We start from the raw sequence: 20,158 nt of genomic DNA on the forward strand, positions 1-20,158 counted from the left end.
TTTGTTTCAGTTCGGGGGAAAGCTGGCGGCAATGACCGCCTCGATGTTTGCTGGCGGCATCCCGAGTTCGTCAAGCACCTCACGGGTGTGCTGTCCGAGTGTTGGAGCAGCCCGTCGCGCCTGAGGCCGCTCGCCAACCGCACCCATCACGCTTCGTGGCATCGTCAACGCACCTGCGACCGGGTGAAGCAAGGTCTCTGTGAGCGCTGCTTCGACGAACGGCGCGGACTGCGTTACTTCGGCATAGTTGTTGATGGGACCGCAGATGATGTCCACGGCCGCGAACTGCTCGAGCCAGAAGGCACGAGGATGAGCGAGCATGCGTGCTTCAAGCAGGCGCAACAGAGTCTCGCGGTGCTGCAACCGACTCTTGTTCTCGGCGAAACGCGGGTCAGATGCAAGCTCCGGCGCACCGATTGCGGCACACAAGGCCTGCCATCGCGCTGGGTGATATGCCGCCACCATGATCCACCCGTCGGCGCAACGCAAGGCCTCGTTTGGCGTCGAATATGGCGCTGCGTTTCCCTGAGGGCCGGGCACATGACCGTCGGCGAAATAGGACGCGAAACTCACATGCTGTAGCGCGATGGCGCTGGCGAACATGCTTGCTTCCACGTGTTGGCCCAAGCCCGTGCGCTGGCGATCCGCCAGAGCAGCCAGGATCGAGATGGTCGCGAACGACCCCGTGACAAGATCGACAACCGGCACAGGAACCTTGCACGGCTCTCCATCGGGCGCGCCGGTGACGCTCATGAGGCCACTGACGGCCTGCAGCACGCCGTCGACACCAGGCAGGTCCTTTGCAGCTCCAAGCTGACCGTACGCGGAGACCGAGCAGTAGATCAGCCGCGGATTTGCCGCAGCCACTGTGGCGTAGTCAAGCCCCAGGCGTTTCATCACCCCCGGACGGAAGCTCTCCACCAAGACGTCCGCCTGCTCGACCAGCTGTAGCGCCGCTTGCCTGTGAGTGGCCTGCTTGAGATCAAGCACGATGCTGCGCTTGTTGCGATTCAGGGCCAGGAAAGGGACGCCCTCGCCATGAACCCAGGGTGAGAGCGCTCGAGAAAGATCGCCGACAGGACTCTCAACCTTGATGACATCGGCGCCGACGTCAGCCAAGCACAGCGTGCATGTAGGTCCTGCCATGACTTGAGTGAAGTCGATGACTTTCAGCCCCTCTAATGCATTAGCTAGCACCTTCTTCACTCCATCCGGATATTGTTGGCGCGGATCACCGGCTCCCACTTCGCGCGCTCAGCCCGCAACATGCTTTGGTACTCCGCTTGTGTCACTACCATCGGTTCGAACCCGGCTGCGGTGAGCGTCGCCCGAACATCGGGGCTTTGCGATGCCTTTGTGATCTCTGCATGCAGCCTGTTGACGACCGTCTGCGGCACGCCTTTCGCCACACAGATGTCGTACCAATAGCTCGCGTCATATCCCTTGATTCCACCCTCGGCGATCGTCGGAATCTCGGGCGCCAGTTCGGATCGTTTGACGCTGCCCACACCCAGCACTTTCACCTGGCCACCGTGTGAGAACGGAATGGCTGTGGACAGACCGATGATTGCAAGCGGCAGATGGCCGCCTATCACATCCTGAACAGCCTGCGCAGTGCCCCGGTAGCCGACGTGGGTCAGCTTCAATCCAGCCATGGAGCCGAGCAGCACGCCCGCAAGATGTTGGGGGGTCGTAGGGCCAGGCGTTCCATAGCTCATCCCTGGATTCTGTTTGGCGTGAGCTATTAGCTCTGCCATGTTCTCAACCGGAAGCTTTTTGCTCGCAATCAGGGCAATCGGCACACTCGCCAATGGAGCCACCTGAATGAGGTCGGTTGCGGCATCAAATGGCAATTTATTGTTGAGAAGGTTCAGCAGCGCGACGTTTCCGCTGCCGGTGGTCAACGTGTATCCGTCGGGCTTGTTGCGCAAGAGCTCGGCGTACGCTATTGCACCGCCCGCGCCGGGCTTGTTCTCCACGATGACCGCTTGGCCCAACTGCTCACCGATCTTCTTCATGACGATGCGCACTACGGTGTCGGTGCCGCCCCCGGGCGTATAAGGAACGAGAAGCCGAAGCGGTCGCGCCGGATATTCCTGTGCGAATGCGAACGATCCGGCAGTCGCCGCGATGCTGACGAATGTCCTGCGTTTCATGACATAGATGCTCTGGCTGCCGGATCTCAGACGGATGGGCTGCTGAGGCTGCGCCCGCCGCAGACGTACAGAAGCTGCCCCGTCACGTAACTTGAGCCGGGTTCGGCAAAGAACCGGACAGCGCGAGCTATGTCGTCCGGCTGGCCGATGCGCTCCATCGGCACCGATCTGCGGAGACTCTGCTGAACGTCCTCGGCCAGCGTTGCGAACAGTGGTGTCTCAACAATGCCAGGCGCGATAGCGTTCACCGTAATGCCCTTGCGTGCGTACTCCAGCGCCAAGGAACGGGTCAGGCTGACGACGGCACCTTTGGAAGCGGAATAAGCTGCTTGGCCGCGATTGCCCAACCATGCACGAGACCCGATGTTGATAATGCGGCCGAACTTCTTTTCTGCCATGTGGGCCAGAACCGCCTTTGAGCAGATGAACTGGGAGTTGAGGTTCACCTCGATCACTCGTCTCCAAAAATCCAGGTCCATCTTGGACACGAGCTTGTCGCCGCCGATGCCAGCGTTGTTCACCAGAATATCGATGCGACCATAGGATGCAACGAGCTGAGCGACCGTGGCTTCTACTTGTTCAACAGAACTCACATTGACCGCAAAGGTCTTGACATGGGCACCCTCACCGGCAAGAACTTGCTCTGCTTGACGCAGCGCCACCTCGTCAAGATCCCAGAGCATGATGCGGCAACCAGCCTGAGCCAGAGAGCGAGCTATGCCGAGGCCAATGCCTTTCGCACCGCCGGTGACAATGGCGACAAGGCCTTCCAGCGTGGCCGGCGTGGTGATGTTGGTCTGGTTCATACCGGTCCCGTTCAGAGCGAGAGAATGTGGATTGAGCAAGCGGCATGGTCCATGCCCCAGATGCCGCCGCCAGTCACTTGCGTGAGGCCTATCCGCGCTCCCTGTACTTGGCGCGCTCCCGCGCGGCCCTGCAGTTGTTCGCAGACCTCTACGATCTGCGCAACACCGGTCGCTCCAGGAGGGTGTCCCTTGGCCAGGAGGCCGCCACTCGGGTTAACAGGCACGCGCCCGCCCAAGGTGGTCGCACCGCTTTGCAAAAGACCTGCCGCATCGCCGCGATCACAAAGGCCGAGTGCCTCGTAGTAGAGCAGCTCGGAAATGGTGAACGCGTCGTGCACTTCCAGCAGGCTGAGATCCTGCGGCCCCACACCGGCCTGCTCATAGGCCAGCTTGGCGGCACGCGCCGTGATTTCGGCCTCCGTCATGTCCACCGGCGTGGTTTCGAACAACCCGGACTGCACCACGGACGCCAGGACCCGAACCGGCTTTGCAACGCCCCTTGAGGGCTTGGTGCTGAGCACGAGGGCCGCTGCACCGTCAACCACGGCGGGACAGCACTGCAGCAGCGTGAGCGGCTCAGCCACTGGGCGGGACGCAAGAATCTCCTCGCGGGTCGCCAGCTTTGCAAACTTGGCGATGGGGTTGAGAACACCGTGCATGCGGTTCTTCACGGAGATATCCGCCAGCGTCTCGAGCTTGAGACCCTGATCGTGCATGTATCGCCGAGCGCGCATGGCGTACAAGGCCGGCATGATCATGCCGCGCCTGTTGTTCCAGTCCTTCTGGCTGAGCTGCAATGGCCCGCCTCCGAGACTGCTCAGATGATCCATTCCGAAGACCAGGACGGTGTCGTACTGCCCGGCCTTGAGCGCCTGCAGTGCGAGATTCAGTGCGGTCGCTCCACTGGAGCAGGCGTTGTCCACGTTGTAGACCGCGCCCCCGTTGGGATGCAGTTCACGCAGTGCACGCTGCCCCGGCAACGTGGCCCCGAGCGCGTTGCCGCAGTAGAACGCCTGTACGTCGGAAAGCTGCGTGCGAGCATCTTCCAAGGCGTCGAGAATGGCCGATTGAACCATCGCCTCCTCAGTCAATTCCGGAAAGCGGCCAAAATCGGTGATTCCAACGCCGGTGATCAATGGCAGGTTCATGGCATCACTCCTGGAAGGCGTAATCGGGCGTGCCGTCGGGCAACGCGAAAGACACCACACGCACGCGGCTTTCGATCGCAGGTGGGCTTCCATCGAACAAGAGCCGACCGAAGGCGCGAACGCCCGGCTCGAAGTCGACCATCGCCAGGCAGTACGCCGGCTTGTCTTTGCCGGGGTGCACCAAAGTGAAGCTGTAGAGAGACCCGGTCGGTCCGAGTTCGACTTCCTCGATCTGCTGGTTGTCTTGAACGAATTCGATCGGTGGGAATTGAGGAGGTTGCCCGCCTGCCTGTGTGGCAACAAGCAACATGCCGCCAGGGGTTTCACGGAAGTGGGAATCCGTACGCTTGATGATCTTCAAAAGGTGTCTCCTGTTCCGGTGGCAATTGCCACGGCAACAGGTAGTGTGGTGACCCAGGCTCGGCCAGTCATTGGATTTCTACTGGGCACTCTTTAGCATTTCTAAAAGATTGGAACGTGTAGTCCTGCTAAACCGACAGCAGCCAAACTGCAATGACGGCCACCGTGTGCACGCGGATACTGAATGAATGAAAGAACAAATTCGCGTTCCGGTCACCTTGATGCGCGGCGGCACAAGCAAGGCGGTTTTCCTCGCACAGCGTGATGTGCCGTCGGAGCCGGAATCGCTGCAGCGATTTCTACTGGCTCTGTTCGGCAGCCCCGATGTGCGCCAGATCGATGGGCTTGGCGGAGCCGACATCCTCACGAGCAAATGCGCAATCATTGGCCCTCCGTCACACCCTGACGCAGACATCGACTACACCTTTGTGCAGATCGGGATCGATCAGCCAAGCGTGAGCTTCGAGATCGTCTGTGGCAACATTTCATCGGCCACGGGGGTCTACGCGCTGCAGGAGCAATTGATTCCTGTGCAAGAACCCTCCACCACCGTTCGAGTGCACAACACCAACACCGGCAAGATCCTGCGCATGGTGGTGCAATGTGCGGACGGCGAGCCGCGCGTGGAAGGTGACAGCGAAGTGGATGGGGTGCCCGCCAAGGGCGCTGAAGTCGCGTTGGACTACTCCGGCACCAGCGGCGCCACGACGGGCAGGCTGTTGCCCACCGGGCAGGCACGGGATTCGGTCTACGTCTCAAAGCTCGGTCGTGAGATACCCGTCTCGATCGTCGATGTGGGCACGGCGTGTGTCTTCATCCGCGCGGCGGATCTGGGCGTTACCGGCACGGAACTTCCCGGTCAGCTCAGTCCTGACATCTACGAGATGGCCGAGGAAGTCAGGCGCTGGGCCGCCAATCGTTGCAACTTGCCAGAGTCAGGGACCCTCACTCCCTATCAGATCCTCATCGGCGCACCGCAAGACTATCGGACCATCGGCAGCGGTCGAATCGTCAAGTCGTCGGAGATCGACTTCGTTGCGCGCATGGTTCTCAATGGCGGGGCGATGCACAAGGCTTTCCCTGGCGGTGGCTCGGTCTGCCTTTCCGTGGCGGCGCAGATCGCGGGGACGATTCCGGCTGAGGCGCGAGGAACTCATGCCGGCCCGACGCGCATCCGCATCGGGCACCCAAGTGGTGTGATCGGGATTTTTGCGAATGTGGCTCGCTCTGCCGACGACGAGTGGACGGTCCGTGAAGTGCACTTCACTCGAACTGCTCGGCGCTTGCTGGATGGAACGGCCTATGTGAGGCGAGCCCTTCTCGACGTGGGCTGACGATGACGCAAGATCTTTTTTCTCTGCAAGGCCGCACAGCGCTTGTCACCGGTGGCTCACGGGGCATAGGCCGCATGATCGCCGAAGGATTCTTGGGCCGGGGTGCACGCGTCTACATCAGCGCGCGCAAAGCTGCAGCGTGCGATTTGGCGGCTGCAGAGCTGTCGAAGAACGGCCACTGCGTCTCACTGCCCTATGACGTGTCCACGGTCGCGGGTTGCCAGGCTCTGGCCGCTGCCTACGCTCAGCATGAACCCGCGCTGGATATCCTGGTCAACAACGCTGGCGCTGCCTGGGGGGAAGACTTTGATGCTTTCCCCGAAAGCGGCTGGGACAAGGTGGTCGATCTCAATCTGAAAACGCCCTTCTTCTTGACGAAGGCGCTGTCCGAGCCGCTGCGCGCCGCGGCCAAGGCGCGTGTGGCAAAGATCATCAACATTGCCTCCACGGATGGCATCGCGCTCAATCCTCAGGAGAACTATTCCTACGTAGCCAGCAAGGCGGGCTTGATCCACCTGACACGGCGGATGGCGCTGCGCCTGGCGCAGGACAACATCGCGGTCAGCGCCATTGCACCTGGTGCGTTTCCATCCGAGATGAACAGAAACGCGCGCGACCGCGGGGACGAACTGTCCGAGTACATACCCGCCAGACGCATCGGCACTTCAGAGGACATCGCGGGCGCGGCGATATTCCTGGCGTCGCGTGCAGGTGACTATGTAATGGGCTCCACGCTGGTGGTAGACGGTGGTGTGACCCACGCCCGAGCCTACAGGTGAGTGTGTCTATTGGATGGCCGCTGGCTTTCGGCGACGCGCTGACCTGAAACCACGTGTCATGCACCGACTCGAAAGCGGTCGTTGATGTAGGTGGCGGGTGGCTTTCCAAAAGCCTTCTTGAACATCGTATTGAAGGCAGAGGGCGACTCATAGCCCAGGTCATAGGCGACTTGCTGGACGGTCGCGCCACCGGACAGCTCCCGAAGTGCCACGATCATCTGCAGCTGGCGTCGCCAGCGTCCAAAGCTCAGGCCCGTCAGCGAGGTGCAGAGTCGATTCAACGTTCGATCGCTCATGCCCAGTTCACTTGCCCAATTCGTCTGGGTCCTGCGATCGGAGGGATCGAGCATCATGGCCGTTGAAATCTTTCTAAGCCTTGCGTCCTCAGGCATCGGCAGGAACATTTCTTCCCTGGGCATCGTGCAAAGTTGGTCAAGCAGCACCTGCGCCAGTCGATCGGTCGGTCCGCCAGCTTCGTAGAAGGGCGGCAATCCTGCGAGGTACTGAATCATCTCGCTGAGCATCGGGCTGATACGCAAGGTACAGCAACGGGCAGGCAAAGGAGCAGCGCCAGGTTCCACGAAGAGGTAAAAAATCAGCGCGTTCGCCGTCCCTCGGTTGCTGTGTGGCGTGCCGCCCGGAATCCACACGCCCGCCTGAGGCGGGACCATCCATAGGGCACCGGGCACATCACAAGAGACGGCACCGCGCAGTGCGATCACGAGCTGGCCAGATCGGTGCTCGTGAACAGGGATCTCTCGCTCGCGCGCCGCCACATCGACGCGCAGTGCCATCACGGGTACTGACGGTTCGTAGTCCAGACCTGGCTCACCGAATTCTGCTCTTCGCATATTGAGAAAGTTGGTGTTGCTCCCGCCACCCGGCTTATGTCTGCCTATGCGGGCTCCTCATTGTTGCCAATGCACGCGCCGCCTCAACGATGACCGAAAAGAGAAGTCGTTCGTCCAAGTTTGCAATTCTCGGCTCGATGGCCAGTCGATAGCATCGATACATGATAATGATTCGCAACAAGGATGAGACGGTATCGGCCCGGTCACTCTTCATCCTTTTCATCGGCCTTGTGCTGATTGGCGTGGTGCGTCGATCATGCAACGCCACCAGCGAAGCACTCAAGGATTCTCTCCTGCAGCGCTTCGACATGCCGCTGTGTCCAACGATTCCGGCGCGCGATCTGACACAGCTGGCCTGCCTCGCCCACCAATGGCTTCGCGATGTCGTCAGCATCACCGTCTCCGGTTTGCTCTCGCGTTCCCGCTTCTTGTTGAAGCATGCCCGCACCGGCCCTCAGGGCGACGCAGCATGAGCACGCTGCCTCGTTTCTCTCGACAGGAGTTGCTCTTTTCTCTCAAGAGCTTCGTCGCAGCCATGCTTGCGCTTTACCTGTCCAGCCGCCTCGGGCTACCTCGGCCCTTCTGGGCCATGATGACCGCCTACATCGTGGCCCACCCTCTGGCCAGCCATGTGCGCTCCAAAGCTCTTTATCGGTTTTTGGGCACGTTGCTCGGTTGCGCAGCGACCGTGGTTCTTGTCCCCTCGCTGTCTGGTGCCCCAGAGCTCCTGTCGCTGACCTTGGCGCTGTGGGTGGGACTGTGCCTCTATTTTTCGCTGCTGGACCGAAGCGCGCGTTCCTACGTCTTCATGCTGGCCGGCTACTCAGCCGCCTTGATCGGGTTCCCGTTGGTGGAAGCCCCCGCGGCGATGTTCGACACGGCCGTCGCACGGGTCACTGAAATCGGGCTGGGAATCCTGTGTGCCAGCTTGGTCCACAGCATCGCGCTTCCTGCAGGCTTGGGCCCTTCCTTGCTTGGCGTGATGGATCGAGCACTTGGCGATACGCGCCTATGGCTCACTGACCTGCTACGCGAGTCACCGAAGGAAGCAAAGGACGAACGTATTGCAGTGGACCGCCAGCGGCTGGCTCTGGACATCACACAACTGCGTCTGCTGTCCACACATATACCCTTTGACACCACCAACCTGCGCTGGGCAGGGGGCGCCATCGACACCCTGCAAGACCGCATCGCCGGCCTAACCCCGGTGCTGTCGGCGGTAGAGGATCGCCTGGAAGCGCTGTGCACCGCCACGGGGGGAGTGCCGGATGACATCGGCTCGGCTTTCGTGGGGCACTCAAGCTGGCTGAACCCGAGCGCGACAGGCGCACAAGTGGGCGAAGCACGCGCCGCCTTTCGTGCCATCGCGGACGGTCCGGCCGCTTCCCTCTGGGTCCGCGCGCTGCGGATTGATTTGGCAACCCGCCTGGAGGACCTGGTCGCGCACTGGGCTGCCTGCATCACGCTGCGCAACGATATCGACGCTGGCATTGCCGGGAACCCGGCGCCATTGCGGCGCACCGCATCTCTGGGTCGCAGGGTGCTTCACCTGGACAGAGGACTCGCGCTGCGATCGGCTATCACTGCGGTGTTGGGCACCTGCATATCGTGTGCTCTGTGGATCGCGACGGGCTGGCCCTCGGGATCCGCCATGGCCATGGGCGCTGCAGTCTTTTGCAGCTTCTTCGCCACGATGGACGATCCGGCGCCTGCCATGCACAAGTTCATCACGGCGCTGTTGTGGTCGTTGCCCGTGTCCGCCTTTTATCTCTTGGGGGTCATGCCACTGGTACATGACTTCGGCATGCTGGTGCTGTGCATCGCGCCTCTATTTTTGGTGGTCGGGTGTTACATGGCACGGCCGGCGAGTTCCCTGGCGGCCCTCGGCATGTTCTTCGGTGTCGCCGGAACGCTCGCCCTCCAAGACACGGCCACCGCCGATTTGGTGAGCTTCATCAGTTCCAACCTGGCTTTGTTTGTGGGTGCGGTGATCGCGGCCCGCGTCACCGCTGTCATGCGCAGCGTGGGTCGTGACTGGACTGCCGCGCGCGTACGACGTGCGACCTGGAACGATCTTGCCCATCTGGCTGCTCTTCCTCCAAACCCGTTCGACCACGACGCCTACGCCGGCCGCATGCTCGACAGGATCTCGCTATTGGCGCCGCGCGTCGCGCCTGACGGTCCCGAAGAGGTCCAGCTTGCCGCACACCGCGCACTGCGCGAGTTGCGCTTAGGGGGGGACATCGTCGCGCTGCAGCGGCATCGCGGGCGCCTTCCGGGAGAACCTGTCAGCCGCCTTTTCAAGCAATTGGTCCTCGTCTTCCGCGCCCAGGTAGCAGGAGCGCCTCTGCGTCATGCATCGCTGCTGCCGCATATCGATCGGCTGTTGCTTGATGCCCTGATGGCGGATGCCGAGCGGCCTGCCATCGCGGCACTCGTGGGTCTTCGACGCAACCTCTTTCCAACAGCTCCCCTCGCGCTCCAACCATGATTGAAGTCAACTTTTTTGGCGTGGAATTGCCCTGGCTTTTACTGCTGGCAGGCGGCGCGCTTCCGTGTTCCTGGGCAACGCGCCGCCTGCTGGCCACTGTCGGTGCTTACCGATGGATCTGGCACCCAGCCCTGTTTGATCTTTCGCTGTACGTCCTGGTGCTCTACGCCTTGGTTCATCTCACTGGCGCAATCGCCACCTCGCCTTAAACCGGACCGGTTCCACCTATGAAATCTGACGCCCTCTCCTTGTCCATCCGGACTTCCCGTCTTGTCCGACCCGCCATTCGTCTGTTGGTCACCGTGCTAATGGTGGCCGCAGCCGGCTGGGCAGGCTGGCGCTTATGGGACCACTATGAACTCGCCCCATGGACACGCAACGGACGCGTGCGGGCCAATGTCGTGCAAGTCGCGCCTGATGTGTCTGGCATGGTCGCGAATGTGGCGGTGCACGACAACCAGTCCGTTGGCGCTGGCGCCTTGCTGTTCTCGGTGGATAAGGCCCGCTTCGAGCTGGCGCGAGAACAGGCCCAGGCCGCCGTCGCGACGCAGAGCATCGCGATCAGCAACCAGCGCATCACGCTCGCACAGGCGCAGCGCGAGAGCAAGCGCAATTCCGACCTGGGCGATTTGATCTCGCTGGAAGCTCGCGAGCAGTCGCGGCTGAAGGTAGACCAGGCCAAAGGCGCACTTCAAGCGGCCGAAGCAGCGTTGCGGCAGGCGCAGGTCACGTTGAACACTTCGACGTTGAACCTGGAACGCACCCAGGTGCGCGCACCCACCGCTGGCCGCGTCACCAATCTCGACCTCCGCGAGGGCGCCTATGCGAGCGCCGGCCACCCGGTGATGGCATTGGTTGACGCGGGTTCCATCTATGTCGAAGGCTATTTCGAGGAAAACAAGTTGGCTCGGATTCATCAGGGCGACCGCGTGCGAGTCACGCCCATGGGTGCCGCGGCGCTCGAGGGCACCGTGGACAGCATCGCCGCGGGGATTGCTGACCGTGACCGCAGTACCAGCGCCAACCTGCTTCCCAGCGTCAATCCCACGTTCAACTGGGTGCGGCTTGCGCAGCGCGTGCCCGTGCGAGTCAAGCTGGATCAGTCGTCCTCGGGCACCCCTCTGGTAGCAGGCCAGACGGTCACCGTTGAAATACTCGAGACCGCTCGGACCACGGAGGCCACGGCCCGGATTTCAGAAAGCCGGGGATGAACGTCATGTACCGACTCTTGGTTGCCGCCACGGCGGCAAGTGCACTTCTCGCAGGTTGTGCCAACCCGCCCGTTGGGCCGGACTATGTCGCCCCCGCCCCGCTCTCTTTCGCACAAGCCGCCTCCGCGGGCACATTCCAGTCCGCCGGTGGCTATGGGGCAGAAACGACTCTGCCGCCGCACTGGTGGAGGCTCTACAACGACCGGCAGTTGGACGCGTTGGTCACACAGGCGCTCGAACACAACACCGACCTGCGGCAGGCCGTTGCCAACCTGGAGCGCGATCAAGCGCTGGAGGCCGAGTTGCACGGAAGTGAGAGACCGGCGGTGACGGTCAGTGGCGGCCCCGGGTTTGGACACGTGTCGGGCTTGAGTCTGCTGCAGAGCGACTACGAGCCACCCACCCACGGCACATACAGCGCGGGTGTGTCCTTCTCTTATCAGCTGGACCTCTTCGGTCAACTGCGGCGCGCCATCGAAGCGGCTGAGGCAGGCACCGGCGCTGCGCAGGCGGCGGCCGACCTGGTACGCGTACGCGTCGCCGGAGGTACGGCACATGCCTATGCGCAAGCATGTTCAAGCGGCTATCGCTTGCGCGCAGCGCAGGAGTCGGTTCGTCTGCAGGAGGAAGCGATCCGACTCTCGGAGCGCCTTCGGCAAGCGGGCAAGGTTGGGGAAATCGACATTGCACGTGCAAAAGGCCAACTGGAACAACTCCGTGCTGCGCTGCCGCCACTCCAGGCTCAGCGCCAAGGCGCGTTGTACCGGCTCGCGACACTCACAGGCGCCGCCCCACGCGACTTCCCTGCGGCCGTCGCCCATTGTGAGCAGCCGCCGCACTTGGCAGGACTGCTACCGGTGGGAGATGGCACGGCCCTCCTGCGCCGGCGACCAGACGTTCGTCAGGCCGAACGCAGTCTGGCGGCAGCCACTGCCCGCATCGGCGTCGCAACTGCCGATCTCTACCCCAAGGTGGCGCTGGGACTCTCGGCCGGCTCGGCTGGCTTCCTGGCAAGGGTTGGCAACCGCGAATCGCTCAGCTACAGCCTGGGGCCATTGATCAGCTGGACTTTGCCGAACACAGGGGTCGCTCATGCGCGCATCGCACAGGCAGAGGCAACGACGCGACTCGCCGCTGCCCGCTTCGACGGAACCGTGCTCACCGCACTGCGCGAGGTGGAAACGGCGCTCGATGTCTACGCACGCGAGCTGGGACGTCATGCTGCGCTCTCCGCTGCCCGAGAGCAAAGTGCCATCGTCGCGCGTCAAGCCCGCACCCTCTATGTGAACGGCAAGACGGGCCAGCTTGAAGCATTGGATGCAGAGCGCACCCTGGCGGCCAACGAAGCCGCTCTTGCAACGTCCGCTGCCCAATTGGCAGAGGATCAAGTCGCCGTCTTCATGGCGCTGGGAGGTGGCTGGGAAGCCGATGAGGTCCTCGCGAAGGCCGTGCGCTAGCGCACGCCCAAGCGTTTCTCAAAGGCGGAATAGGCGGCGGGTGGCAATTCCACTGCGAAAGTCCGGTCGGGCTGGGAGGCTTTATGGAAGGGCTTGATCTTTTGAAGACCTTTTTGGAGGTCGCCAATGTGGGCAGCTTCTCGCGCGCGGCGGGCAAGCTAGGCATCTCGAAGGCCAGCGTGAGCAAGCATGTTGCGAGCCTTGAGGGGCGTTTCAAGGTCCGGCTCATGAACCGCTCAACTCGGTCGGTAACATTGACCGATGCTGGGAGGCTGCTCCAGCTTCGCAGCGCGCCGCTGATGGAAATGGTCGAGTTGACACAGAGCGAATTGCAGGCGCATGCCTCACACCCAAGCGGCCGTCTTCGCGTTGCAGGTCTTCACGGGCTCGTGCAAACCGAGTTCCCGAGCCTGCTGAGCGAGTTCCTCACGCTCTATCCAGATGTCCATATTGATCTGCAGATCGGCAATCGCGTGGTCGATCTCGTGGAGGAAGGTGTCGACATCGCCCTGAGGTTCGGGCGCATCGGTGATGAGAACCTCATCGTGCGTCGCCTCCAACGTGTGGAACTCATTCTCTGTGCCACGCCCAGCTACTGGGCCAAGCGCGGCATCCCCAAGACACCTGACGACATGCGACGGCACGACGTGCTCACCTACTCGCTTTCGCCGGGCACACCGCATCTTCCGTTCGAGGTCGACGGCGGTCCGTACAACATTCCGATCTACGGACGCATGGATGCAAACGACTCAGGCACTCTCATCGCCGCGGCACTGGCGGGCATCGGCGCGGTGTGTGTGCCGGCGTTGCTGGCTCAGCCGTACACGGAACGTGGCACCCTAGTCCCGGTACTCAGGAAATTCATGCCGCGTGACGTCTGGCTCTACGCGGCGTATTCGCAGCGCCGGCACAACAGTGCAGCCTTGCGCGCGCTGCTGGAGTTGCTGGAAGTGCGTATGCGGGGCGATGCACCCGACAATCCGGGCTAGGGCAGGCGGCGCCGCATTCCTTTATTTTCTGTTGACAGATCGACTCCGGCTCTCTTGACATGTTGCATTTGCAGATGCCGACCGACATGTTCGGCACGCTGCGTTGCGCCGATGAAAGTGGGGTGAGTGCGGGCCTCGTCTATGCCGGCGGCATCCAGGATCCCCCGATCCAGAACATCGGCTTCGCCGTGGCGCAAGCGCTGAAGTGGGATAACGCGGACGCGGTGATGCTACCGTACACCCTCGTGGTTCGGTCGATCTGTAGGACTTTGGAGGTCAAGACTCGACAGCCGGGTGGTTGGAACCCAATTGGCGGTCTGTGCCAGGAAACACCGCCAAGTTGAATCGCACCCGGATCTTCTCGCGAAGAGCCGGATGAATTCCGTTCGGATCCACCAACATACCCCATTGCTGCTTGTTGTGATGGTGCGAGAGTTGGTGCAGGCCGAATGCATGCATCATGGCGCCGCGACGGCCGCCTGCGTCCTGGGCGTGATTCACGGATTCCTTGACTGCTTTGAGGACGAAGCTTCCCTTAGTGGCGACCTTCTTGGCCAAATCGAGCGAGCGCTCCATCAATGCGTCCGTCGGAACCACTTGATTGACCATGCCGCATTGTTGCGCGTCTTGCGCGCTCAGCCAGTCCGCGGTCATCAGCCATTCTTTCGCCTTGCGCGTGCCTAGTTCCCATGGATGCATGAAGAACTCGACTCCCGCAACACCAAATTCCAACGTTGGATCACGAAACCGAGCGTTCTCAGCGGCAATGATCATGTCACAGCACCACGCGAGCATCAGCCCGCCCGCCACGCAAGAGCCTTGCACCGCGGCGATGGTCGGTTTGGCCAGATTGCGCCAGCGTTCGCACATCTCCAGATAGATTTCCTTCTCTCGCCCGTAGAGTCCCTCCACGCCAGCACCATCGAATGCGGCCCATGTGCCGACAGTGCGAAAGTCACGCCATGTCCGGATTCCATCGCCACCCATGTCATGCCCAGCGGAGAAATGATCTCCATCTCCAGAAAGGATGATGACCTTCACCTCGTCGTCCTGCGCTGCACGGTCAAAGGCCGAATTGAGCGCATAGGTCATTTCCATATCTTGCGCGTTTCTCACCGCTGGACGGGACATCGCAATGTTGACGATGTCCGGCGTCAAGTGTGCATAGCGCACGCCGGCGTATTGATGGGGATCGAAGGACGGTGACTGCATGGCCAATGGCTCCTCTTAATGTCTTTGATCAGGTGAAAGTGGGATGGGCTGTACCTTGGCCCCCGTCGCGGCTGCGATGTACTCCCGCATTCGCAGAGTGACATCGACCTGCATTTCGCCCGGCAAGGGGTGCAATTTCTCAATTTCCTCAAGGATGAGCGGGTGCCGGTCGTTGACGGGTACGCCGAGTGCGAGTGCCCATTTCTCGACTTGAAAGATGAACTCGGGACTCACTCGAGGCGGAACTTTTGCGTTCATTGGATCGCTCATGGCTTCATCAAGCGAAACGAAGTCCACCGCTGCATGGCGAAAGCGGGCAAGGATGCTGTCGAGGCAGTCCGCTGCGATGGAGGTACCGTGGATCAGCCAGATATGGACTGGGTCGCGACCAAAGACGGCACGAGCGTTCGCGGCGTGTACCCGCAGTTCGTGCAGTGCGCTGTCCGCGTAGGCCTGACGAAGATGCGCGGCCTCTTCGGCCGATCCACGCCCGAGCACCCGACAGTACGCCGCGTTCCAGCTTATATCGTGAAATCCGATGCTGACGGGTATGGGTGTGTAGGCCATCTGCTCGAGCCGGCCCAGAATCGCCTGGCACTTGCAGGCCGTGTCACCCCATAGATCCATACAGAACCTGAAACAGCGCCGTGGGGCGTGATTGATGTAGCGACCGAGATATTTCTCTGCCTTCTCGATGTCGCGCGCGTAGACGTCTGCATCGACCCAGTTGATAGGGGGGTGGTGGTGTGTATGGTTTGCGACGTGATGGCCGCTTTCAACCCATTTGTCGAAGACCTTGAGCAGTCCCGGATCGTCCTCCACAGGCGCTGTGTTGGAAAACTGATAGACACCAGAAACGCCGTGCGACTTCAATGCGGAAATAATCGCCTGCACGTTTGATGGCACACTGTGCGCGGGTGCCATCGGCACCCCGCGCAGCAATAGCATGTCGTCGACGGTGATGGCAATTTTCAGCCGACCCAATGGTGAAACGGGCAAGGGGGACGCATTGAACTCAGTGGTGGATTGCATGTTGCAGCGTGCCGATCATTTGGCGATTACTGAGCATTGCAGCAATGATGGTCGTCGTCTATTCAGTAATGCGAAACTTGACTTTCAGCATGGGAAAGTCGATGAAGCGAAACGCAGTCGCGTAGACCGTTCTGGGCGGTCATGGTGAACGGCAACGTTAGGGCGCCGGAACACTTCAGGCGCGTGATCCAGTTCGACATCACGGATCTTCGGCTGATGGTGTGCATTGCCAATACAAACAGCCTAACGCGCGCGGCGGAACAGATTCATATTTCGCTTCCTGCGGCAAGCAATCGCATCAAGCAGCTTGAGCAATCAGTGGGAGCGCGACTGATCAACCGGACCAGCAAGGGCATGACGCTCACCGTTCCGGGGCAGTCCATGATCAAGCACGCTCGGCTCATCCTTGATCAGATCGAACAACTGCGCGGCGAATTGGTGGACTTCACCGAAGGGGTGAGTGGCCGGTTGCGGATCATGGCTAGCACCACCGCGACCAGTGAGTTCTTGCCGTCGGTGATCCAACGGTATTTATCCAGCAATCCGGGAACCAGTGTCGATCTGCGAGAGAGGTTGTCAAGCGACATTGTGAGAGCCGTATCCGAGGGCGTGATCGACGTTGGCGTGATTCTGGGAGATGTCGGAACGTCCGGGCTGGAGGTGATCCCCTATCGCCACGACCACATGGTATTGGCGGTGTCCGCGGATCATCCGCTGGCGGAAAGATCTTCCATCTCCTTCGCTGACACGCTTGACTTTGATCACGTCGGCTTGTCCCAGTCCAGCACGTTGCACGTCTTTCTTCAGGAGCAGGCAGAAGTATTGGGGCGCCGTATCAGTCTCAGAGCTCAGGTTGGCAACTTCGAAGCGCTGTGCCGGATGGTGCAGGCGCGAATCGGCGTCGGCGTGCTGACGCAATTGCCAGCGGAGCGCCATGCCAGGTCAATGAACATTCGCATCGTCCGACTGGAAGATGAGTGGTCAATTCGGCCCCAGTTCATTTGCGTGAGGAATATGGACGAACTGCCACCGTTCGCCCGCATATTCGTCGAGATGCTGCGTGCGGATGGAGAAAGCCAGCCCTCCGCGGGCTGAGAGCCCCCCAAGTTAAGCGGCTCGAAACTGCTCTTTTCGAATGGCGAATTGCCAGCGCCAGGTGTCGTCGCGATCATGCGGGTTCCCCAGGCGATGCGCCTCAAAAATTCAGCGATAGGAGACAAAAATGACTTTCAGACGACGTGCGGCGTTGGCACTTGCGAGCCTCATTGCATTGGTATGCCAAGGCGTATGCGCCCAGTCTTGGCCGGCGCGGCCGGTGCAGCTGGTTGTTCCATACCCGCCGGGGGGCGTCCTGGACAATTTCGTGCGGCCAGTGGCGGAGGCGTTGAGCAAGGAACTCGGACAGCCTGTAGTGGTGGATAACAGGGCGGGCGCAAACGGAATCATCGGAACTACACGGTGCGCGAAGTCCGTGGCTGACGGCTATACCTTTTGCATCGTCAATGGTGACATCATGTCACTCAACCCGCAGCTCTACTCGAAGCTTTCCTACAATCCGAAGACTGAGCTAGTTCCAGTCGTCCGCATGGCGAACATGGTCGCTGCGATCGTGGTCCCGACGAGCGTCAAGGCGCGCAGCCTCGCCGAATTGGCCGCCCTGGATCGTTCGAACCCTGGCAAGATCAACTGGGGCACCTTCGGTGTCGGCAGCACATCGCATGTGTTTCTCACCGAATACAACCGGGTGTTCGGTGCCAATCTAACTCATGTCCCTTACAACGGCTCGGCACCGCTGATGCAAGGACTGTTGGCGGGCGATGTAGACGCAGCCATGCTGGCGCACGTCGCCGTGGCGCAGTACATCGACTCAGGAAAGTTGCGCGCGATTGCCCTCATGGGCGAAAGCCGATCAGAGTACTTTCCAGGCGTACCTACCATCAGCGAACAGAAGCTCGGATTTTCCGGCGAGAACTGGATCGGTATAAGTGCACCGGCCGGCACGCCGCCGATTGTGCTAGACCGAATGAATCTTGCAGTCAACAAGATCCTTGCCGATGCAACGTTTCGCAAGAAGAGTCTGGACGCCCTGGGTCTCGAGCCGGTGGGAGGCACCCGAGACTCGTTCGCGCAGTACCTTGTGCGCGAGCAAGCACTCTGGGCTGAGCTGATCTCGCACACCAAGATCAAGCTGGATTGAGCAATCACACGATTGGCATCACGATGAAACTGCATCAACCTCCCACATTTTTTTCGCTGGTGCTGCGTGCTTTGCGCAGATACCCGGGTCGGATTGCGTTCAGCCAGGGTGGCGTCGCGGTTAGCTACGATCAGGTCATCAAATTCATGGGGAAAGTTCAGGCCGTCCTAGACGCGCACGGAATTCGACGCGGTTCCCGCGTTGCGCTGTTGACGGAAAATCGGTACGAGACTTGGTCTGCTTCCGTTGCGGTCCAGGGGCTGGGCGCTGCGACAAGCTGGCTGCATCCGCTCAGTTCGCTTGAGTCGCAGATTTCCCAAGTCCGGGATGTCGGCGCAGTCGCTTTGATCGTCGACAGTGATGCTTTTGAGGAGCGGGCGAATGAGCTTGCCGCGGCGCTCCCCGACGTGCGGTTATTCTGCGTCGGCCCGACTGGTGCAAAGGGCATGGACCTTCTTGCGCTGATCGAGGAATGCGAACGCATCGAGCCGATCGAGCGGGCCATGTCCACGGATATCGGAACTCTAAATTTCACCGGCGGAACGACCGGACGCCAGAAAGCGATCGTGCGCGAGGCAGGTCAGGTGGGATTGATGGCGATCGCCATGAACGGCGAACTTGAACTGCCCGACGGGGTGCAATACCTGGCGACCGCCTTGATCAGCCACGTCAGCGGACAGCTGATTGCGCCAACCTTGATGCGCGGCGGCACGGTTCATCTGATGAAGAAATTCGACGTGAGACAGGTCCTGGAGACTGTGCAGCGCGAGCGCATCAGCGCGACATTGATGGTGCCAACGATGATCTACAAACTTCTGGATGCACCGCTGGAAGATTTTGATCTTGGCAGTCTCAAGCTCGTGGTTTACGCTGGTTCAGTGATATCACCGGTCAGGCTGAAACAAGCCATACAACGCATTGGTCCTGTCTTTTCACAGCTCTACGCCCAAACGGAATGCACTCCCATCGCCATCCTGCGCCGCGCCGATCACGACCTTGGCGATCCCTCATCACTCGAAGCGTGCGGCTATCCAATGGCCACTGCCGAAATCGCGATTCTTGACGATGACAATCAGCCACTTCCCACAGGGCAGGTCGGCGAGATTTGTGTGCGCAGCCCGTCCGTGATGAAGGGTTATCTGGAACAACCGGACGCGACGGAGGAGGCGCTTTCGGGGGAGTGGCTGCACACCGGAGACATCGGCTTTGCCAACACCAGCGGCCGCTTGTCGATTGTCGACCGCAAGAAGGACATGATCGTTTCAGGTGGGTCCAACGTTTACCCTCGCGAAGTGGAGGATGTTCTTACGGCGCACGCCTCGGTCGCATCAGCCGCGGTGATTGGCGTGCCACATGAAGTCTGGGGCGAAGCCGTGGCGGCAATCGTGGTGTTACGTGGCGGGGCAAAAGTGACTGCTGATGAGTTGATTGCATATGTTCGGGAATGCAAAGGCCCGTTGATCGCGCCAAAGCAACTCGACTTCGCCGAAGCTCTGCCAACAACGCCTTTCGGAAAGGTCGACAAGAAGGCATTGCGCGCCTCCTACTGGCAGGGAGTGGCTCGAGCCATCTGACGCCGCCTCGTGCGAACCTGCCGCAGAGTGCAGAACTCGCGCCAGGCGCCGCCGCGTGGCTCGGTCTCTCTCCTACAACGTCCTGCATCCGAAGCATCCGGGCCTCATCGTCTGCGATATCTCCGGATACGGTGACGACGGCCCCTACCGCGACCGCAAAGCCTACGACCTCCTGATCCACAGCGAAGCCGGCTCTCTCAGCGTGACAGGCACGCCCGACGAGCCCGCAAAGGCTGGCTGCTCCGTCACAGACAACGCGGCGGGCATGTACGCCTCCATTTCGGAGCTGGCCGCATTGCTGCAACGCGGCCGCACGGGACAGGGCATCCGCGTCGACGTCTCCATGCTAGAGAGCATGGTCGAGTGGATGAGCTACCCGCTCCACTACGCGTTCGAAGGCGCGCCGCCGCCGTCGCGCGCGGTTCTCGATCTGTGCAAGCACCTCCGGATGACCCCAGCGGATGGCGTGTCGGTCCGCACCATCATGGCTACTCCATATCGGACCACGAGCGACACCGTAGCGAAATCCTTCAGCGGGTCACAAGGGATCTTCTTGACGAA

The 20,158-nt window shown here is 61.0% G+C and carries 19 protein-coding genes and 1 pseudogene; 12 read left to right on the top strand and 8 right to left on the bottom strand.

Going from position 1 to position 20,158, the window contains the following annotated elements; translation table 11 throughout:
• Nucleotides 1-6: 6 nt before the first annotated feature.
• The 5 genes from AC1DEK_RS05305 to AC1DEK_RS05325 are packed head-to-tail and all read right to left on the bottom strand — an operon-like array spanning nucleotide 7 to nucleotide 4,471.
• The gene (locus AC1DEK_RS05305) at nucleotides 7-1,245 is read right to left on the bottom strand and encodes a CaiB/BaiF CoA transferase family protein (protein WP_478124173.1); all 1,239 of its coding nucleotides are present in this window, start codon (nucleotides 1,243-1,245) and stop codon (nucleotides 7-9) included.
• A complete protein-coding gene (locus AC1DEK_RS05310) occupies nucleotides 1,203-2,156 on the bottom strand; it encodes a Bug family tripartite tricarboxylate transporter substrate binding protein (protein ID WP_478124174.1) in 954 nt (317 codons plus the stop codon). Before AC1DEK_RS05310 ends, AC1DEK_RS05305 begins: the two co-directional genes overlap by 43 nt.
• Before the next feature lie 26 nt (nucleotides 2,157-2,182).
• Nucleotides 2,183-2,962: an SDR family NAD(P)-dependent oxidoreductase gene (locus tag AC1DEK_RS05315; protein ID WP_478124175.1), complete on the bottom strand. Its 780-nt coding sequence runs from the start codon at nucleotides 2,960-2,962 to the stop codon at nucleotides 2,183-2,185.
• An 11-nt stretch (nucleotides 2,963-2,973) separates the two neighbouring features.
• Nucleotides 2,974-4,110, bottom strand: a complete 1,137-nt coding sequence (locus AC1DEK_RS05320; protein ID WP_478124176.1) for a thiolase family protein — start codon at nucleotides 4,108-4,110, stop codon at nucleotides 2,974-2,976.
• Between the two features lie 4 nt (nucleotides 4,111-4,114).
• A complete protein-coding gene (locus AC1DEK_RS05325) occupies nucleotides 4,115-4,471 on the bottom strand; it encodes a Zn-ribbon domain-containing OB-fold protein (RefSeq protein ID WP_478124177.1) in 357 nt (118 codons plus the stop codon).
• Nucleotides 4,472-4,658: 187 nt separating this feature from the next.
• On the opposite strand from AC1DEK_RS05325, the gene AC1DEK_RS05330 reads away from it, so the two are divergent.
• Together AC1DEK_RS05330 and AC1DEK_RS05335 are read left to right on the top strand one after the other, a co-directional pair.
• Nucleotides 4,659-5,804, top strand: coding sequence for a PrpF domain-containing protein (locus AC1DEK_RS05330; RefSeq protein ID WP_478124178.1), 1,146 nt, complete (start codon nucleotides 4,659-4,661; stop codon nucleotides 5,802-5,804).
• A 2-nt stretch (nucleotides 5,805-5,806) separates the two neighbouring features.
• A complete protein-coding gene (locus tag AC1DEK_RS05335; protein WP_478124179.1) occupies nucleotides 5,807-6,583 on the top strand; it encodes an SDR family oxidoreductase in 777 nt (258 codons plus the stop codon).
• Nucleotides 6,584-6,639: 56 nt separating this feature from the next.
• Here AC1DEK_RS05335 and AC1DEK_RS05340 read toward each other — a convergent pair whose 3' ends face one another.
• Nucleotides 6,640-7,434: an AraC family transcriptional regulator gene (locus tag AC1DEK_RS05340; protein ID WP_478124180.1), complete on the bottom strand. Its 795-nt coding sequence runs from the start codon at nucleotides 7,432-7,434 to the stop codon at nucleotides 6,640-6,642.
• A 161-nt stretch (nucleotides 7,435-7,595) separates the two neighbouring features.
• Between AC1DEK_RS05340 and AC1DEK_RS05345 the strand changes: the two genes are divergently transcribed.
• From AC1DEK_RS05345 to AC1DEK_RS05370, 6 genes are all read left to right on the top strand, one after another.
• Nucleotides 7,596-7,907, top strand: a complete 312-nt coding sequence (locus tag AC1DEK_RS05345; RefSeq protein ID WP_478124181.1) for a hypothetical protein — start codon at nucleotides 7,596-7,598, stop codon at nucleotides 7,905-7,907.
• Nucleotides 7,904-9,925 carry an FUSC family protein gene (locus AC1DEK_RS05350; RefSeq protein ID WP_478124182.1) on the top strand — a complete coding sequence of 674 codons (2,022 nt, stop codon included), beginning with the start codon at nucleotides 7,904-7,906 and terminating at the stop codon, nucleotides 9,923-9,925. The genes AC1DEK_RS05345 and AC1DEK_RS05350 overlap by 4 nt, the downstream gene beginning before the upstream one ends.
• Nucleotides 9,922-10,134: a DUF1656 domain-containing protein gene (locus tag AC1DEK_RS05355; protein WP_478124183.1), complete on the top strand. Its 213-nt coding sequence runs from the start codon at nucleotides 9,922-9,924 to the stop codon at nucleotides 10,132-10,134. The genes AC1DEK_RS05350 and AC1DEK_RS05355 overlap by 4 nt, the downstream gene beginning before the upstream one ends.
• A gap of 18 nt (nucleotides 10,135-10,152) precedes the next feature.
• Nucleotides 10,153-11,136 carry an HlyD family secretion protein gene (locus AC1DEK_RS05360; RefSeq protein ID WP_478124184.1) on the top strand — a complete coding sequence of 328 codons (984 nt, stop codon included), beginning with the start codon at nucleotides 10,153-10,155 and terminating at the stop codon, nucleotides 11,134-11,136.
• Nucleotides 11,133-12,593, top strand: coding sequence for an efflux transporter outer membrane subunit (locus AC1DEK_RS05365; RefSeq protein ID WP_478124185.1), 1,461 nt, complete (start codon nucleotides 11,133-11,135; stop codon nucleotides 12,591-12,593). Before AC1DEK_RS05360 ends, AC1DEK_RS05365 begins: the two co-directional genes overlap by 4 nt.
• Nucleotides 12,594-12,694: 101 nt before the next feature.
• Nucleotides 12,695-13,582, top strand: a complete 888-nt coding sequence (locus tag AC1DEK_RS05370) for a LysR family transcriptional regulator (RefSeq protein WP_478124186.1) — start codon at nucleotides 12,695-12,697, stop codon at nucleotides 13,580-13,582.
• Between the two features lie 276 nt (nucleotides 13,583-13,858).
• Here the strand turns inward: AC1DEK_RS05370 and AC1DEK_RS05375 are convergent, their stop codons facing one another.
• A complete protein-coding gene (locus tag AC1DEK_RS05375; protein WP_478124187.1) occupies nucleotides 13,859-14,794 on the bottom strand; it encodes an enoyl-CoA hydratase in 936 nt (311 codons plus the stop codon).
• A 15-nt stretch (nucleotides 14,795-14,809) separates the two neighbouring features.
• Nucleotides 14,810-15,826, bottom strand: coding sequence for a polysaccharide deacetylase family protein (locus tag AC1DEK_RS05380; RefSeq protein ID WP_478124188.1), 1,017 nt, complete (start codon nucleotides 15,824-15,826; stop codon nucleotides 14,810-14,812).
• A gap of 183 nt (nucleotides 15,827-16,009) precedes the next feature.
• Here AC1DEK_RS05380 and AC1DEK_RS05385 point away from each other — a divergent pair, with 183 nt between their 5' ends.
• The 4 genes and pseudogenes from AC1DEK_RS05385 to AC1DEK_RS05400 all read left to right on the top strand — a co-directional run.
• The gene (locus AC1DEK_RS05385; protein WP_478124189.1) at nucleotides 16,010-16,921 is read left to right on the top strand and encodes a LysR substrate-binding domain-containing protein; all 912 of its coding nucleotides are present in this window, start codon (nucleotides 16,010-16,012) and stop codon (nucleotides 16,919-16,921) included.
• Nucleotides 16,922-17,048: 127 nt separating this feature from the next.
• Nucleotides 17,049-18,023, top strand: coding sequence for a Bug family tripartite tricarboxylate transporter substrate binding protein (locus tag AC1DEK_RS05390; protein ID WP_478124190.1), 975 nt, complete (start codon nucleotides 17,049-17,051; stop codon nucleotides 18,021-18,023).
• Entirely contained in the window at nucleotides 18,020-19,597 is a 1,578-nt protein-coding gene (locus AC1DEK_RS05395) for an AMP-binding protein (protein ID WP_478124191.1), read from the top strand. Before AC1DEK_RS05390 ends, AC1DEK_RS05395 begins: the two co-directional genes overlap by 4 nt.
• A 35-nt stretch (nucleotides 19,598-19,632) precedes the next feature.
• Nucleotides 19,633-20,018, top strand: a pseudogene (locus tag AC1DEK_RS05400) (CoA transferase); the annotation flags it as partial.
• Nucleotides 20,019-20,158: the final 140 nt, after the last annotated feature.

The sequence above is a fragment of the Variovorax sp. 10N420 genome (assembly GCF_056394705.1).